This is a genomic window from Pseudomonas sp. B21-056 (assembly GCF_026016325.1).
Lineage (GTDB): Bacteria > Pseudomonadota > Gammaproteobacteria > Pseudomonadales > Pseudomonadaceae > Aquipseudomonas.
Window position 1 is genome coordinate 3588031 of sequence record NZ_CP087203.1, and the last position, 14408, is coordinate 3602438.

The 14408-nt window shown below is 60.3% G+C and carries 11 protein-coding genes; 3 read left to right on the forward strand and 8 right to left on the reverse strand.

Features of this window, described 5'->3' with window-relative positions; genetic code table 11:
• Positions 1-51: 51 nt before the first annotated feature.
• Positions 52-1199, reverse strand: a protein-coding gene (locus LOY67_RS15140) for an IS3 family transposase (RefSeq protein WP_265063257.1) whose coding sequence is annotated in 2 segments (ribosomal slippage) — positions 52-944 and positions 944-1199 — 1149 coding nt in all. Because the reading frame shifts where the segments join, the coding sequence is not laid out codon by codon here.
• 488 nt (positions 1200-1687) lie between these two features.
• Between LOY67_RS15140 and LOY67_RS15145 the strand changes: the two genes are divergently transcribed.
• A complete protein-coding gene (locus LOY67_RS15145; protein WP_265063258.1) occupies positions 1688-2890 on the forward strand; it encodes an NAD(P)/FAD-dependent oxidoreductase in 1203 nt (400 codons plus the stop codon).
• A 90-nt stretch (positions 2891-2980) separates the two neighbouring features.
• Here the strand turns inward: LOY67_RS15145 and LOY67_RS15150 are convergent, their stop codons facing one another.
• On the reverse strand, positions 2981-4018 hold the full coding sequence (locus LOY67_RS15150; RefSeq protein WP_265063259.1) for a hypothetical protein: 1038 nt from the start codon (positions 4016-4018) through the stop codon (positions 2981-2983).
• Entirely contained in the window at positions 4011-5066 is a 1056-nt protein-coding gene (locus LOY67_RS15155) for a LacI family DNA-binding transcriptional regulator (protein WP_265063260.1), read from the reverse strand. The genes LOY67_RS15150 and LOY67_RS15155 overlap by 8 nt, the downstream gene beginning before the upstream one ends.
• A gap of 135 nt (positions 5067-5201) precedes the next feature.
• Here LOY67_RS15155 and LOY67_RS15160 point away from each other — a divergent pair, with 135 nt between their 5' ends.
• Positions 5202-6104: a sugar phosphate isomerase/epimerase family protein gene (locus LOY67_RS15160; protein ID WP_265063261.1), complete on the forward strand. Its 903-nt coding sequence runs from the start codon at positions 5202-5204 to the stop codon at positions 6102-6104.
• A 15-nt stretch (positions 6105-6119) separates the two neighbouring features.
• Here LOY67_RS15160 and LOY67_RS15165 read toward each other — a convergent pair whose 3' ends face one another.
• From LOY67_RS15165 to LOY67_RS15185, 5 genes are all read right to left on the reverse strand, one after another.
• The gene (locus LOY67_RS15165) at positions 6120-6671 is read right to left on the reverse strand and encodes an NADPH-dependent FMN reductase (protein WP_265063262.1); all 552 of its coding nucleotides are present in this window, start codon (positions 6669-6671) and stop codon (positions 6120-6122) included.
• Entirely contained in the window at positions 6672-9074 is a 2403-nt protein-coding gene (locus tag LOY67_RS15170; RefSeq protein ID WP_265063263.1) for an efflux RND transporter permease subunit, read from the reverse strand.
• Positions 9071-10165: a WD40/YVTN/BNR-like repeat-containing protein gene (locus LOY67_RS15175; protein ID WP_265063264.1), complete on the reverse strand. Its 1095-nt coding sequence runs from the start codon at positions 10163-10165 to the stop codon at positions 9071-9073. Before LOY67_RS15175 ends, LOY67_RS15170 begins: the two co-directional genes overlap by 4 nt.
• Before the next feature lie 87 nt (positions 10166-10252).
• Positions 10253-11605, reverse strand: a complete 1353-nt coding sequence (locus tag LOY67_RS15180) for a DUF1329 domain-containing protein (RefSeq protein ID WP_265063265.1) — start codon at positions 11603-11605, stop codon at positions 10253-10255.
• A gap of 24 nt (positions 11606-11629) precedes the next feature.
• The gene (locus tag LOY67_RS15185; RefSeq protein WP_265063266.1) at positions 11630-13282 is read right to left on the reverse strand and encodes a DUF1302 domain-containing protein; all 1653 of its coding nucleotides are present in this window, start codon (positions 13280-13282) and stop codon (positions 11630-11632) included.
• 435 nt (positions 13283-13717) lie between these two features.
• Between LOY67_RS15185 and LOY67_RS15190 the strand changes: the two genes are divergently transcribed.
• Positions 13718-14404 carry a GntR family transcriptional regulator gene (locus LOY67_RS15190; protein ID WP_265063267.1) on the forward strand — a complete coding sequence of 229 codons (687 nt, stop codon included), beginning with the start codon at positions 13718-13720 and terminating at the stop codon, positions 14402-14404.
• The last annotated feature ends 4 nt before the right edge of the window (positions 14405-14408 follow it).

The window sequence follows — 14408 nt, forward strand, 5'->3', positions numbered from 1 at the left end:
TCCTGAAAAGTGAGGTGGTCAACTTTTTCCGGACACCTCAATCGGTGTTTTTCAGGCTGCTTGCCGCTCATACTGATTGGGCGGTAAATAGCCCAAGGATGAATGGATTCGCCTTCCGTTGTAGAACCGCACGATGTAGTCCGTGATGTCCTTGATCGCTTCGCCATGGTTGGCGTAATCCTTGCGCCAAACACGCTCCATCTTCAGATTCAAGAAGAAGCGCTCCATGACCGCATTGTCCCAGCAGTTGCCCTTGCGACTCATGCTGCAACGCATTCCATGTCGCGTCAGCAAGTCCTGGTAATCCGTACCGGCATACTGGCTGCCTCGATCCGAGTGTGCGATCAGGCCCGGTTCAGGTTGCCTCTGCGCGATGGCCAGTTGCATCGCACTGCATACCAACTCTGCCCGCATGTGGGGTGCCATGGCCCAGCCCACGATTTTGCGTGAGTACAGGTCCATGACGGCCGCCAGGTACAACCAGCCGCTGCGGGTACGGATGTAGGTGATGTCAGCGACCCACGACTGGTTGATGCGCTCGGGATTGAACTGGCGATTGAGCAGGTTCTCAGCCACCGGAAAATTGTGATTGCTGTCAGTGGTATGAACGAACTTGCGCTTCCAGATCGGGCGCAAATCCTGTTGTTTCATCAGGCGGCGGACCTTGTTCCGTCCAACGGAGACGCCAGTGTCACGCAGCGCTTTCACCAAACGACGACTGCCATAACAGTGTTCATTGGACACGAAGGCAGCCTTGAGCTGAGCGGCAACCGAGCACACAGGTTTTGGCTTCAAACGCCTCTGACGAGCTTCGTAAAACCCCGAACGACTGATCCGCAACACCCGGCAGATACGCGCCACCGGGTAGGCCTTGCATTGAATTTGGTGAACCAACTGGTGGATCACTTCAACTCGCGGGCAAAGAAGGCCGTAGCTTTTTTTAATATGTCATTATCCGTCTTCAGTTCGCGGACTTGCTGTTCAAGCTGGCGAATACGCTGCTGGTCGCTGGTCAATGGTTTGCCAATCCCCGTACCGCCCGACTGCTCGGTTTGATACTGCTGAACCCAGCGGCGCACGGCGGTGTCGCTCAGGCCTAAATCGGTACAAACCGAGTTCACGCTCAGACCTTGATCAACAATCATCTTGCAGACCTTCAGCTTGAACTCGGCGTCGAATTTTCTGTATTTCTTAGTCATGGAATATTCCTCAATGGGTGTAGTTTCACCCATTGAGGTGTCCGGGGCCATTAGACCAGCTCAGTGGGTCAGTTTGCATCGATGCTGGATGCGCCGCCGTCATCGCGAGCAGGCTCGCTCCCACAAGTACGGCGTCGTGCACAAACACTGCGTCAAGCGTGACCCCCCTGTGGGAGCGAGCTTGCTCGCGATTTCGGTGGGTCAGTTTGCATCGGTGCTGGATGTGCCGCCGTCATCGCGAGCAGGCTCGCTCCCACAAGGGATGCGGTGCATCCGTGGCTCTAACACCTTCGTATAGATCCTTCATACCCAGACATGTCCCCGCTGACCTTATGTAGAAGTGTCGGACGCCGAGCCGACGCATACCATTTCCTACAGCGAACCGAAGCTGAATGCATGAAGCCACGCACTTTCGGGTACTTCGCGACACGGTCACGCTGAAACAGCTGAACAATTCAACGTATCGATTTTGTCTTCGGGAGCACATCATGAAACAGCATATTCTGGTAGTTGGCGCAGGTTTCGGCGGGTTGTGGAGCGCTTTGAGCGCGGCCCGTCTGTTAGACCAGCATGATCGCAACGATGTGCAGATTACTGTCCTGGCGCCCCAGGCGGAACTGCGGATCCGGCCGCGTTTCTACGAGCCGGACGTCCATACGATGAAGGCCCCGCTGGACGATCTGTTCAACGCGGTCGGGGTGAATTTCGTGCAGGGCTCGGCCGAGAGCGTCGATGCCGATCTCAAGCAAGTGGGCTATCGCAACGCCTCCGGTGCCCATGGCACGCTGAACTATGATCGCTTGGTGCTCGCCGCCGGCAGCCAATTGATGCGCGCTGACTTCAAGGGTGTGGTCGAACATGCCTTCGACGTCGATGAAATCGAACAGGCAACCCGCCTCGAAGCTCACATCAAGTCCCTCGGCAACCTGCCGGACAGCCCAGCCCGCAACACCGTAGTGGTGGCCGGCGGTGGCTTTACCGGGATCGAAACCGCAACCGAGATGCCCGCCCGCCTGCGTGCCGCCCTGGGCGAACAGGCCAATATCCGCGTCATCGTCGTCGACCGCGCACCAGAGATCGGTGCTTCCCTGGGCGTAGGCATCCGCCCTTCCCTGATCGAAGCATCCGCTCACCTGGGCATCGAATGGATCCTCAACGCCTCGGTCGATTCGGTGGACGCCGGTGGCCTGACTCTGTCGGACGGCCAGCGCATCGAGTCGAAGACCGTGATCTGGACCGTGGGTTTCCGCGCCAGCCCATTGACCGAACACGTACCCGGCACCCGCGATCGCCAGGGCCGCTTGCACGTCGACGGCAATCTGAAGGTATTGGGCCAGGACCACATCTTCGCCGCCGGTGACGTGGCCTATGCCGCCACCGACACCGTGGGCAACTATGCGGCGATGTCCTGCCAGCACGCCATCGCCCTGGGGCGCTACGCCGGCAACAACGTCGCCGCCGACCTGCTGGGCGTGACACCGATGCCCTACAGCCAGCCCAAGTACGTGACCTGCCTGGACCTGGGCGCCTGGGGCGCGGTGTACACCGAAGGTTGGGATCGCCAGCTCAAACTGGTGGGCCAGGAAGCCAAGAGCCTCAAGAACCAGATCAACTCGATCTGGATCTACCCGCCTGCCGCCGACCGCGCAGCAGCCCTGGCATCGGCGGACCCATCGATTCCGGTGGCGTGATTCCACTTCTCTAGTCCCGGCCAGATCCCCTCCTTTCTGAGCCGGTCTTTCCCAGACACCCGCCATTGATGGTTAGGCGGGTGTTTTTTGTCAGCCAACACCGAGGTGACTGACAGACTCATCCACCAAAGCCACGACCTCAGGAACAAAAGCAAAACCCGCCGCTTCCCAGTCCCGCCAGTCGGGCGTCTCATCCGGCAACCAGGGCGACGGGATCGGCTCGATTGGCACGGCGGTCCATTTGCCGCCCACCTCAACCTGCCAATACCACCACGCGTCCACCTGGCCAGCCTGCTCCACAGCCAACGGCAGGAAGTTGTTGTCCCCGCGCTCCAGAGGGGCCAGCTTCCAGTCCGGACGCAGCTTCTTCCGGATACGAAGCAGACGTTGCGTCTGCAACGCCAGCAGCACGGCAGGCAACTCGTCATAGCTGCAACTGCGGCGCTTGTTTTCGGCGCCCACGAATTTGGAGAATCCCACTGACTGTTGCCCCGCGGCCAGTGCATCCAGCTCCTCACCGGTACGCACATGGAAAACAATGGCACCCAGGTCCAGTGCACTGTCGCTGAAATTCACCGCCGGCCCCATCTGCGCAAGAATGTAGAACTGGGCAGGAAATACTGCCTCCTTGAGATTCTTGTCGTGGATGATGTTCCACCGACAGGTCTTGTTCAGTCGCCAGGTGTCCGGTGACGCCGTGCTCTTGATTTCCAGGGTCACCCCCCAGGTCAGCTGCAGATCGAACACATCGCCGTGAGGCTGCACCTTGTAGTGTTTTTCAATGCTGTGGGTCAGGTCGCCTTTGCGCGGGGTATAGGTGGTCAGCGCCCGTACCGTATCGCCGACGATGTCGTCGCAGTGGGCAATCAACTTCTTTGCCACCAGGTACTCGATCAGCACGCCCCGTAATACGGGCACATTCATATTGGAGAAAGCCCACTGCCAGAAATCATTGGCGGTGTGGGGCGTGGTGGACTCACCTATGGAGAACGTCATCCCGGCATCGAGAAAGCGCTTCAGATTGTCGATTTGCATGTCATCCCTGTCGTTGATACCAATAGAGGCGAAATGATGGCGCTTTTCCATGAGCAATTCCACTTCGCCCATGTGCAGCGTTGGCTCAGACACTCTCCGGCACGTCAATCTGCAGCGACACCACCCGGCTCAGCGCTGCCTCCGATGGAGATACCGTGAGCGCTTCGACCAGTGCATCGACAGCCTGGTCCGCCAGCGTAACGACAGGATGAGACAGCACCGCCTGCACCAGCCCGGTCTTCAATGCGTCGCGCGTCAGCGGAGTCAGTTCATGGCACACCACCACCGGCAGTCGAAGTTGACGATCCTTCAGGTCACGCAAGGCTCGCAACATCCCGCCGATACCGCCTCCCGCCACGTACAGGCCGACAAGATCAGGTTCTGCCGTGAGCAGATCGAGGGTGTTGCCGTAAGCGAATTCATCGTCTTCCAGGGTCAGGCGCGAGGCGAGCAGCTCCCATTCGCTGGAATGCTCCGCCAGATAGCTACGGAAGCTCAGTTCACGCAGCTCCTGGCATTGGAAACGTTGACTGCTGAGCATCACCGCCGCAGTCCCGGGCCGATCGGCCAGACGGCTGATGAACCAGCCGGCCGTGCGCCCCGCGAGTCGATTGTCGAGCCCCGCATAACCTGTACCCGTCGTACCGGATAACGCGGACAACAGCGCCACGACCGCAACATCGGCTTCGCGCAACTGCGCAACCGCATCTCGCACCTTGGGATGGTCCACCGCCACCACCCCCAGGCCATCCACCTGATCACGCAACGCCAGGATGCGCTGCGCCACCGTGACCGGGTCGAGGTCATCCAGATAACCAATGACCACACGAATCCGCGCTCGCGTGCAGGTGGCGGCGGCATTCGACAGCGCGTGCGCCAGGCCTTGATAAAAAGGCACACCGCTTTTCTGCAACAGGAACCCCAGGCGCAAGGTGGGACGATCCGTGTGCAGCCGCTGTTCGATAACACCCTTGGCGTGGAAACCCAAGCGTGCGGCGGCCGCGGCAATGCGCTGGGCAGTGTCGGCCCGCACATCGGCGCGCAGGTTCAGCACCCGGTCCACTGTCGACAGGCTGACCCCGGCTTCACGGGCGACGTCGGCCATGGTCGGGCGCAATTTGCGTCGTGGCTGTTCTGACATGTCTTGACACCTCCTTTCAGCATCATGAGAGGTTTTGACAGATTAAGCCACCCTTCCATGGCCGCCTCCCCGGCTACGCACTAGCATCAGCTCGAACGCAAGGCCTGTCCCCAGAACAACAACGCCGGAGTAAAGATGAAAATCGCCCTCGACCCCTACATGCACCGCCATCTGAGTTTGCCCGAGCTATGCCGCAAGACCGCCGAACTCGGCTACGAGTACCTGGAGCTGTCACCGCGCGAGGACTTCCTGCCCTGGTGGGTGCGTCCTCGTGCCCACAAGGAACGTATCGCCGAGTTCAAGAAAGCCCTGCGCGAGCACGATCTGCAACTGGCCTCGTTGCTGCCGATGTACCGCTGGGCCAGCCCTCACGAAGACGAGCGCCGTGCGGCGGTGAACTACTGGAAGGAGGCGATTCACATCGCCGTGGAGATGGGCTGCACCACGATGAACTCGGAGTTCGGTCGCGGGCCTTCTCCCGACCGCGGACACAAGGTCAGTTGCTGCGGCGGGCTGCACAGCCATGAATCCAGCGAAGCGGCCTGGTGGCGTTCGATGGAAGAGCTGGTGCCGATCCTCGAAGCCGAGGGGGTCACCCTGAACGTCGAACCCCACCCGGAGGACTGGTGCGAAACCCTGCACCCGGCCCTAGACATGCTCAAGACCATCGGCTCGGACAACGTGAAGTTTCTGTACTGCACGCCGCACACCTTCTATTTCGGCGACGACATGAAAGCCATGATCGCCGAGGCAGGGTCAATGATCGCCCACGTGCACATTGCCGACACCTATAACCACAAGGCCTCGTCGGGCCTGCGCTACATCGTCAACCCGCCCGGGGCGAAAGTCACCGTGCATCAGCACATGGACATGCATCAGGGCGAGATCGACTGGGACCTGTTCTTCAGTGAACTGGCCAAGACCGGCTTCGACGGCATCGTCACCGCCTGCGTGTTCGGCTGGGAAGAACGGGCGGACGAATCCGGTCGGTTCATGCGCAAGGAAATCCAGTCTTACGTCGACAAGTACTTCTACTAGTGGCCACACAGGCCACTAGGCCTGCCCCGCCTGCTCGATCAACGCACCGACCCCGTCCATCAGGAACGTGCAGGCGGCAGTATCTACCAGGCGCCCGTGCGCTATCTTTGCGGCCACCCCGCCGATGACAATCTGCGGGTAGGTCACCATCGCCGCCTGGATCGCCCAAAGCGTTTCATTGAGTTGCTGATGCGCCCGTACCCCGCCGGTAAACGCGGGCGAAGCGGTGAAACACAATACCGGTCGCCCTGTCAGGACCGACTTCCCGTGCGGGCGCGACAACCAGTCCAGAGCATTCTTCAGCACGCCTGACATCCCGTGATTGTATTCCGGTGAACCGATCAGGATTCCGTCGGCCTGGGCCACGGCCGCGCGCAGGCCGACCACCGCCGCTGGGGCGTGCACGCCGTCGTGGTCCTCGTTGTAGGGCGGGATGTTTTCCAGCCCATGAAGCGTCAGTCGAACCGGTCCGGCCAGCCGTTCGGCCACCGTGTTCAGGATCGCCGTATGGGCCGACTGCTGACGCAGGCTGCCCGACAGGCCGAGGAGATTGATCGTCGAGGTCATCTAGAGGCTCACCGTCTGCGGTTTGGGTTTGAGAAGGAAATGGGCCAGCGCGGGTACCAGGATCAGCGCCCCCACCATGTTCCAGACGAACATGAAGCCCAGCAGGATGCCCATGTCGGCCTGGAATTTGATCGGCGACAGTACCCAGGTGGTCACGGCCACGCCCAGGGTGATCCCGGTCATCACCACGACCTTGCCGGTCGACAGCAGCGCCAGGTAATAGGCGCTCGACAGGCTGGCGCCGCTGCGCAGGTGTGTGAGTGTCACACTCAGAATGTACAGCGCATAGTCCACGCCGATGCCCACACCCAAGGCAATCACCGGCAGGGTCGCGACTTTGACGCCGATGTTGAGCCCGACCATCAGGGCCTCACACAGCACCGACGTCAGCATCAACGGCAGCACGGTACACACCACGGCACGCCAGGACCTGAACGTGATGAAGCAAAGGGCAATGACCGCCGCATACACCATGAACAGCATCTGCACGTTCGAACGCTTCACGACGATATTGGTGGCGGCCTCGATCCCGGCATTACCTGCCGCATTCAGGAACTGGATCTGATCGCTGTCATGGGTCGCCGCGAACTGCTCGACGGCCTGTACCACGCGGGTCAGGGTGTCGGCCTTGTGATCGGAGAGATAGACATACACCGTCAGCAGGTCACAGTTCTGGTTGAACAGTTCCCGTGGCGCACGGGTGATGATCGCGTTCAACAGCCCCTGGTTACGCGGTATCTCGTACCAGGTCATGCTGCCTTCGTTCATGCCGGCGGCAGCCTGCTTGCTGAGGGCTGCCAGGGAGGTGGTGGACACCACCCCCGGCAATTGCTGGAGCTGCGCTTCCAATGCGTCGACCGACACCAGGGTCTGGTAGTTGGCGCAGTAGTACTGGGGCGTTTTGACCATCACCACATACTTGTCACTGCTGGCGGAAAAGTTGCTGACCATGAAGCGGTTGTCGGTGTTGTAGCGCGACTCGGGACGCAGCTCCGGCGCGCCGGGGTTCAGGTCGCCGATCTTGACATGGAGGCTGATGGCAAAGCCCGCCGCCCCCAGCAGCACCGCGACGATGATCGCGCCACCGGCCCATTTACGCTCGGTGAAACGGTCCAGGAAGGCCCAGAGCGGATGCCGGGCGTGACCGGCCTCCAGCCTGGAAAACTGCTCATTGGCCGCTTCCCGCCGGGCCGCCACCTTGCTGACGCCGGTGTACGACAGCAGGATCGGCAACAGAATCAGATTGGTGAAGATCAGCGCCAGCACACCGAGGGTTGCAGTGACGGCCAGGTCCTGGATCACCGGGATCTTGATGATCATCAGCACCGCAAACCCCACCGCGTCGGCGACCAGCGCCATCAACCCGGTCAGGAACAGCCGGCGGAAGGTAAAACGTGCCGCAACTCGTTTGTCCGCACCGCGTCCGATGTCCTGCATGATGCCGTTCATCTTCTGCGCGCCGTGGCTCAAGCCAATGGCGAACACCAGGAACGGGACCAGGATCGAATACGGGTCCAGGTCAAACCCCAGGGTGGGCAGCAAGCCCAGCAGCCAGACCACGGCAATGATCGAACACAACAACACCAGCACCGTGCTGCGTGCGCAGCGGGTGTACCAGAACAGCACAAGCCCGCAGATCACCAGCGTCGCGGCGAAGAACAGCTGCATCTGGCGCATGCCATCGATCAGGTCGCCCACGACCTTGGCGAAACCGGTGATGTGGATCCGGATGTTCTCGGTTTCGTATTTGCCGCGGATCTGTTCAAGCTGATTGGACAGTGCGTTGTAATCCAGAGGCTTGCCGTCCTCCGAAGCACTTTCCTGCAACGGCAACAGCACGATGCTGGACTTGAAATTGGCAGCCACCAGCCGACCGACTTCACCCGATCTTTCGACGTTCTGCCGCACCTGCTCGAGGCTGCGGGCCGAGCCGTCGTAATCGTCGGGAATCACCGGCCCGCCGTCGAAGCCTTCCTCGGTCACTCCGATCCAGCGTGTCGCCGGGGTCCACAGGGATTTCATATAGGAGCGATCGACACCCGGCAGCAGGAATACCTCGTCGTTGATCTTCTTGACCGTCTCCAGGTAGGTGGCATCGAAAATACCGCCTTGCCGGGCCTCGATCGCGATCCGCAGGGTGTTGCCACCCTCCCCCAGTTGGCCACGATTCTTCAGGTAGTTCTGCACATAGGGGTGATCCGTGGGGATCATTTTTTCGAAGGCAGCATTGAGTTTCAGGCCCAGCGCCTGATAACCGAACACCAGGCTGAGCAGCACACAGATGCCCAGGACGATGCCGCGATGATTGAACAACATCCGTTCGACCAGGGTGCCGGAAGCGGGGTCGAACGGTGCCGATGCAAGATCGGGCTGATGTTCGGCAGAGCGAGTAAAGCTGTTCATTGTCGTGGCTCCGACGGTTCCACTTGGATAGCTGACGACAGCATGCCCCGCGAACTGCTGATGATGAGTTCACCATTCGCTGCTTGCGCCATGCCGGTGAAGTAACCCGGTTGAGGTATCGGCACAGTGACCGCCTTGTCATGGCCGTCGGCAAAGCGCAGCACCCTGCCCGATTCGTCCGCCAACAGAACCGAACCATCCTCCAGCCGTAGGCCGCTGGTCAGTGTCACCGGCTCCAGGGTGTCGAGACGCTGCCAGGTCTCGCCGCGATCCGTCGATTCAAACGCCTTGCCCCGCAGGCCGAACATCAGCAGCGAGTGCTTCGCGCTGGCCTGCAGCCCGAAGACGGTGCCCTCATAGGGTGAGGTCAGCGGCTCGAAGGTCTGGCCCTTATCGCTGGAGCGCAACAGGACCCCTTGCTCACCGGCGATAAAGACATCCGCCCCGGCCTGCTCAATGCTGTAGAGATGCAGGCCGGAAGGGTTGTCGAGGCTGGAGCGGATCGACTGCCAACTGGCCCCGCCGTCATGGGTGACAAAAGCCAGGCCATAAGCACCCACCACCCAGCCATGACGGGCGTCCTGGAACAGTACGTCGAGAAAGGGTTTGTCCGGGCCCTCTTCCACCAGTTGTCGGGCCTGTTCCAGATGCTCCGCAGCGCCGTCACCGGTTTCGCTGGAGGTCTGGTCCAGCTCTATCCGGGCTGCCTGGACACCGTCGAGCTGTTTCTCCCACGTCAGGCCGCCATCGCGGCTATGCAGGACCGCGCCGGCATGCCCCACCGCCCAACCGAGATTGGCATCGATGAAGCGGACCTTGACCAGTGTCATGCTGACCGGAGAACCGACCTGCTTCCAGTGGCCACCGTTGTCATCGGAGACGAGAATGAAACCGCGCTCGCCTACCGCCACCAGGCGCTGCCCTGCGCGGGCAACGCTGAGCATGACCGATTGCGTGGCCATTGCACTGTGGATCGCCGGCTGCTCGGGCAACCCACTGGTCTGCGCCACGGCCGACGTGCCGTAGAGCATCGTCGCCACCCACGCACCGGCAATGAATGCCGTCAAGGGACGTGTATATGAAGTACGCATATCTGGACCTCGTTGATGCCATTCACGAAAGCGGCGACCCGGCACCGCTCCCAGAAAAACAAACGTATTGGCAAGCTGCTGCGAGGCTCAGCGAACCGATCCGGATGCCACTGCCGTGCCGGTGAAGAAGTTTTCCGGCTTGCGCGCAATAACGCTGTAGGTTTCTCCGTTCAGGCCCTGCACCACGCTGTAGGTCTTGGCCTGGAGGTTGTAGATGACCACCGGCTTGACCACCACTGCGGGGATGGTCGGTACCACGAACGGCAACACCTGGGACACCCGCCACAACTTGCCTTCGGCGTCGTAGCCATCCACCAGGGCAATCGTCCAGCTGTCTTCGTCAATGAAGAATCGACGCTTGGGCACCGCATGGCGCTTGCCCGGGGCAACAGTGGCTTCCAGCTCCCAGACCCGGTGCAGTTCCCAGCGCAATTTGTCCGGATTGAGGTGGTTGGCGACGAAGACGTCGTCGCGTTTCTCGGCGTGGAACTTGTTGTCGTTGTACGGGATGTACAGCTCTTTCTTGCCAACCAGTTTCCAGTCGTAACGATCCGGGTGACCGATGAAACCGTGTACCTCATCGAAATAGTTGGCCCCCGACGCCACGAAGTCCGGTGTGTCGTAGCCGACGGTCGGCGCACGGCGCACGCGACGCTGGCCCACCAGGTACTGCCAGGCCTGCCGGGGTTCCTCGGCGTTGATGCCATCGTGAGTCACCAGCGACTCACCGGCCTTGAACGGTGGTTCGCTGGTCAGGAAACGCAACAATGCATACTCCCCCGACCATTTATCCACGGCACCGTCCTTGTAGTAATACGGGTACTGCCAGTTCTCCACGCCTCGGCTGGCCAACGTCCGGGTTCCGTCGCTGTTGCCAATGATGTTGGAGTAGCCCATCTGAATGGATTCGGCTTCGACCCGCAGCAGGAAATTCCAGATCACCTCGTTGCCGGTCTTCGGTATCGGGAACGGGATACCGCCGTAGCAACCTTCGACGGACAAGCCATTGCTGGTGGTCTTGCAGCGAGTGGCGTTGGCGAAGGTGTTCTGATAGACGCTGTCCGGCGCCGCCGCGCTGCGGTGGGTCGGGTAGACATCGAGATGGAAGGTATCGGGGTACTTGGCCAGCAGGGCCTTGGTGCCCTCGCTCAGCTTGTCCGCGTATTGGGCAGCGTTCTTTGCCGTGATCTGCAACAGCGGCTTTTCGCCTGGGAACGGATCGGCCGGTACATCACCGAACTTGGCACCGGCGACGTCCTTGGTCAAACCGCCGGTCCAGGCCGGGATGGAGCCGTCGGCATTCCCGGCTTTTTCGGCGCCCATGGGCGTCAGGGTGGTCTTGAGTTTCGCCGCCTCGTCAGGGCTCACCGCCGCCGATGCGGTACCGATGGACAGGGAGATCGACAGCGTGGACAGCAACAGCAATTTTGTTTTTGTCATTATCAGGGCCCGCCTGTTTTTTGCTTAAAAGGTTCGCTGAATCGAGAACGCCACGAAGTCCCGGTCCTTCATGTTTTGCTGATAGGTGAATGAGTTCGCGGAGTTGATGACCGGCCCGGCCTCACCGAAAAAGTTGGTGTAGCTCAGCGAGGCGTACCACTGCTTCTTGTAATCGGCCTTGAGGCCCAGCGTCAGGTCGCCGCCGTGTTCCGGGCCGAACGCCTGGGGCGTCACGGAGGATCGTCCGGACGGGTTGTAGCCGACAGTGATCGGCGTCTGCACGTCGATGCCAGGGAAGACCTGGAAGTACTGCGGCTCAAAGGTGAAACGCAGGGCGAACGCATCGCGAGTGGTGTTGGGGTCCAACTGGTCGGCATTTTTGGTGACACTCAGCCGCCGGTTGAAGGCCACTTCGCCCACCAGGGACGCGCCGTCCCACAGCGCCGAGCCGCCATAGACATTGATCATCGACACCTGGGCATGCCACGACCGGCCAATGGGGTACGCCGCGTTGGAATCGTTGTCCGCATCCATCCCGGTGATGATCGTTCCGCCTACGCCCGCCAACGGCGTATCGAGCCGGATCGAGGTTTCACCGGCGATGTTGCTCTCACCCACCTGGGTACTGAAACTCGCGCCGAAAACCTTGATGTCTTCGGGGTAGACGTTGATGAACGAATCGTCCGCACCGGGTACCAACGCAGCCGGGCGGAAATAGAACACCGGGGTCTTCTCGTGATACTTCGCGGCGTAGAGACCAAACTCCCAGTCTTCGAGGGCGAACTTCAACTGGGCACCGAACTGCCCGGAATCCCTGGCATCCTTATCCTTGCCATGATGCAACTCGCCGGTGGGGAAAAATACGCGCTCCCCGCCTTCACCAACGAAATCCGCGCCGCTGAAATAGCTGCCTGCGGCGGGCAAACGGGTCTTGTTCCATTCGAATTGGTAGTAGGCGCCAACGCTCACCGTGTCGTTCAACTGCCAGTTGCCCGACACCTGTTTGGTGGGCATCAGGATTTCCTTGAACTGCGAACCGGGTACCGATTGCAGCTTGACCAGGTCGACGGTGGACTGGGCGTTGGCAATGCCGTTGGCACCGAAGAACAGGCTTTCGCCGTAGATCTGCGTGAACTGGCCGAGCCGTCCGGACAGCGTGGTGGTGCCAATGTCCCTGGCGCCATAGACGAAGGCATCGAGGATTTCGGTGCGCTGACCGTGAATCCGGCGGGTGTCGCTGGTGAACTCGTCGTGGTCGACACTCACGGAGTTGGCGGTACCCGGCGAATCGTTGTCGTTGTGCTGGTTGTAGACGCTGTCGTACCAGGACGCCGCGCTGAGGCGTGCACCGACGTCTTTGTACTTGATATCGAGCTCGGACAGGATGTCCAGGCGATTGGAGATGAGGCCGCGATCAAAATTGCGATCACCATCGTCCAGGTTGGGGTTGCTGTTCGAGGTTCCAGGCCCTGCGGCCACCTTGTGGTCGAGTTTGTTCACCCGCCAGGCGTTACTGTATTTGATCGTGTTGTCCCAGGTCGCCGAAAGGTCGGGATTACCCGTGTCGATCTGGAAGGCATGGACTTGCGTTGAGAGGCTCAGCATTACCGTGGCGCCGACGGCGCAGGCAAGGCCAGACATCGGCAACGGGCAGAACCGCTGGTTGGCTGTTTTCATCAGATGTTCCTGTTTTCTTGTTTTTGTAAAAGGTCATCCATCCACGGTGCTCGCCGTGAATAACGCAGGTACCACTCCACTCAATCATTATGCGCAAAACATATTTTTCTACACTTAAAAACACTTTGTGCACAAAAACTAATCCTGCACAAATTCAAAGTCAAGCGGATTCGGCCGCGGGATTTGCATCGGCTTCACAGGGCATGAAGGAAAGGGCATGGACAACATCTGTGGGAGCGAGCCTGCTCGCGAAGCGGTGGCACACCTGACATCTACTCAAACAGACACACCGCTATCGCGAGCAGGCTCGCTCCCACAGGGTTCTTTGCTGCCTGATTGATCCAGGAGAAAAAATCGGTCGACACGCAACCTTTGCACTAAACTTGTTTTTGCGCATAAAATCCGTTTGGTGCAAATTTCAGGATGACTCCGACCATGATCCTCTCCCCCGGCACGCCGCTGATTGATGTCGCGTTGACCAAGATGAAGAAAGCGATCGTTTGCTGTGAGCTGGCCCCAGGCGAGAAGCTCAAGGTCGCTGAGCTTTCCAAGACCTACGGGCTCAGCAGCTCGCCGATTCGCGAAGCGCTCAATCGGCTGACCCAGGATGGCGTGGTTGAAGCCAGCGATAACAAAGGTTTCAGGGTCGCGCCTATTTCAGCCAGCGACTTTCGTGACATCACCCGCATGCGCTGCCTGCTGGAATGCGAGGCGCTGGGTGATGCCATCCAGCACGGTGACGATGAATGGGAAGCGGATGTCCTGGGCGCTTTTCATCGCCTGAACCTGATCGAGAAGAAACTCGGCAGCGGTGTGCTGGTGCTCGATGACGAATGGTCGGCACGCCACAAGGCTTTCCACTTCGCGCTGTTCGCAGCCTGCCCGTCCCCGCTGCTGCTGAAGATGATCGACTCGTTGTTCGACCGTGCCGAACGCTACCGACGCTTTTCCGCCCAGCAGCGCACCACCCAGCGACACAAGGGCAATGAACATCAGGAGTTGATGGAAGCCGCGTTGGGGCGCGATCGTGAAAAAGCAGTGACCCTGTTGCGCGACCATATCCAGGAAACCCTGGGACGAATCGTCGAGGCCATCGAGCGCCGGCAAGCCACGCTTCAGTAAACCG

What these genes read in the sequence shown, in the direction of transcription:
- LOY67_RS15145 (WP_265063258.1), top strand. Translation starts at nt 1,688, where the DNA reads ATGAAACAGCATATTCTGGTAGTTGGCGCAGGTTTCGGCGGGTTGTGG.
- LOY67_RS15155 (WP_265063260.1), bottom strand. Translation starts at nt 5,066, where the DNA reads ATGTCAGAACAGCCACGACGCAAATTGCGCCCGACCATGGCCGACGTC.
- LOY67_RS15160 (WP_265063261.1), top strand. Translation starts at nt 5,202, where the DNA reads ATGAAAATCGCCCTCGACCCCTACATGCACCGCCATCTGAGTTTGCCC.
- LOY67_RS15165 (WP_265063262.1), bottom strand. Translation starts at nt 6,671, where the DNA reads ATGACCTCGACGATCAATCTCCTCGGCCTGTCGGGCAGCCTGCGTCAG.
- LOY67_RS15170 (WP_265063263.1), bottom strand. Translation starts at nt 9,074, where the DNA reads ATGAACAGCTTTACTCGCTCTGCCGAACATCAGCCCGATCTTGCATCG.
- LOY67_RS15175 (WP_265063264.1), bottom strand. Translation starts at nt 10,165, where the DNA reads ATGCGTACTTCATATACACGTCCCTTGACGGCATTCATTGCCGGTGCG.
- LOY67_RS15180 (WP_265063265.1), bottom strand. Translation starts at nt 11,605, where the DNA reads ATGACAAAAACAAAATTGCTGTTGCTGTCCACGCTGTCGATCTCCCTG.
- LOY67_RS15185 (WP_265063266.1), bottom strand. Translation starts at nt 13,282, where the DNA reads ATGAAAACAGCCAACCAGCGGTTCTGCCCGTTGCCGATGTCTGGCCTT.
- LOY67_RS15190 (WP_265063267.1), top strand. Translation starts at nt 13,718, where the DNA reads ATGATCCTCTCCCCCGGCACGCCGCTGATTGATGTCGCGTTGACCAAG.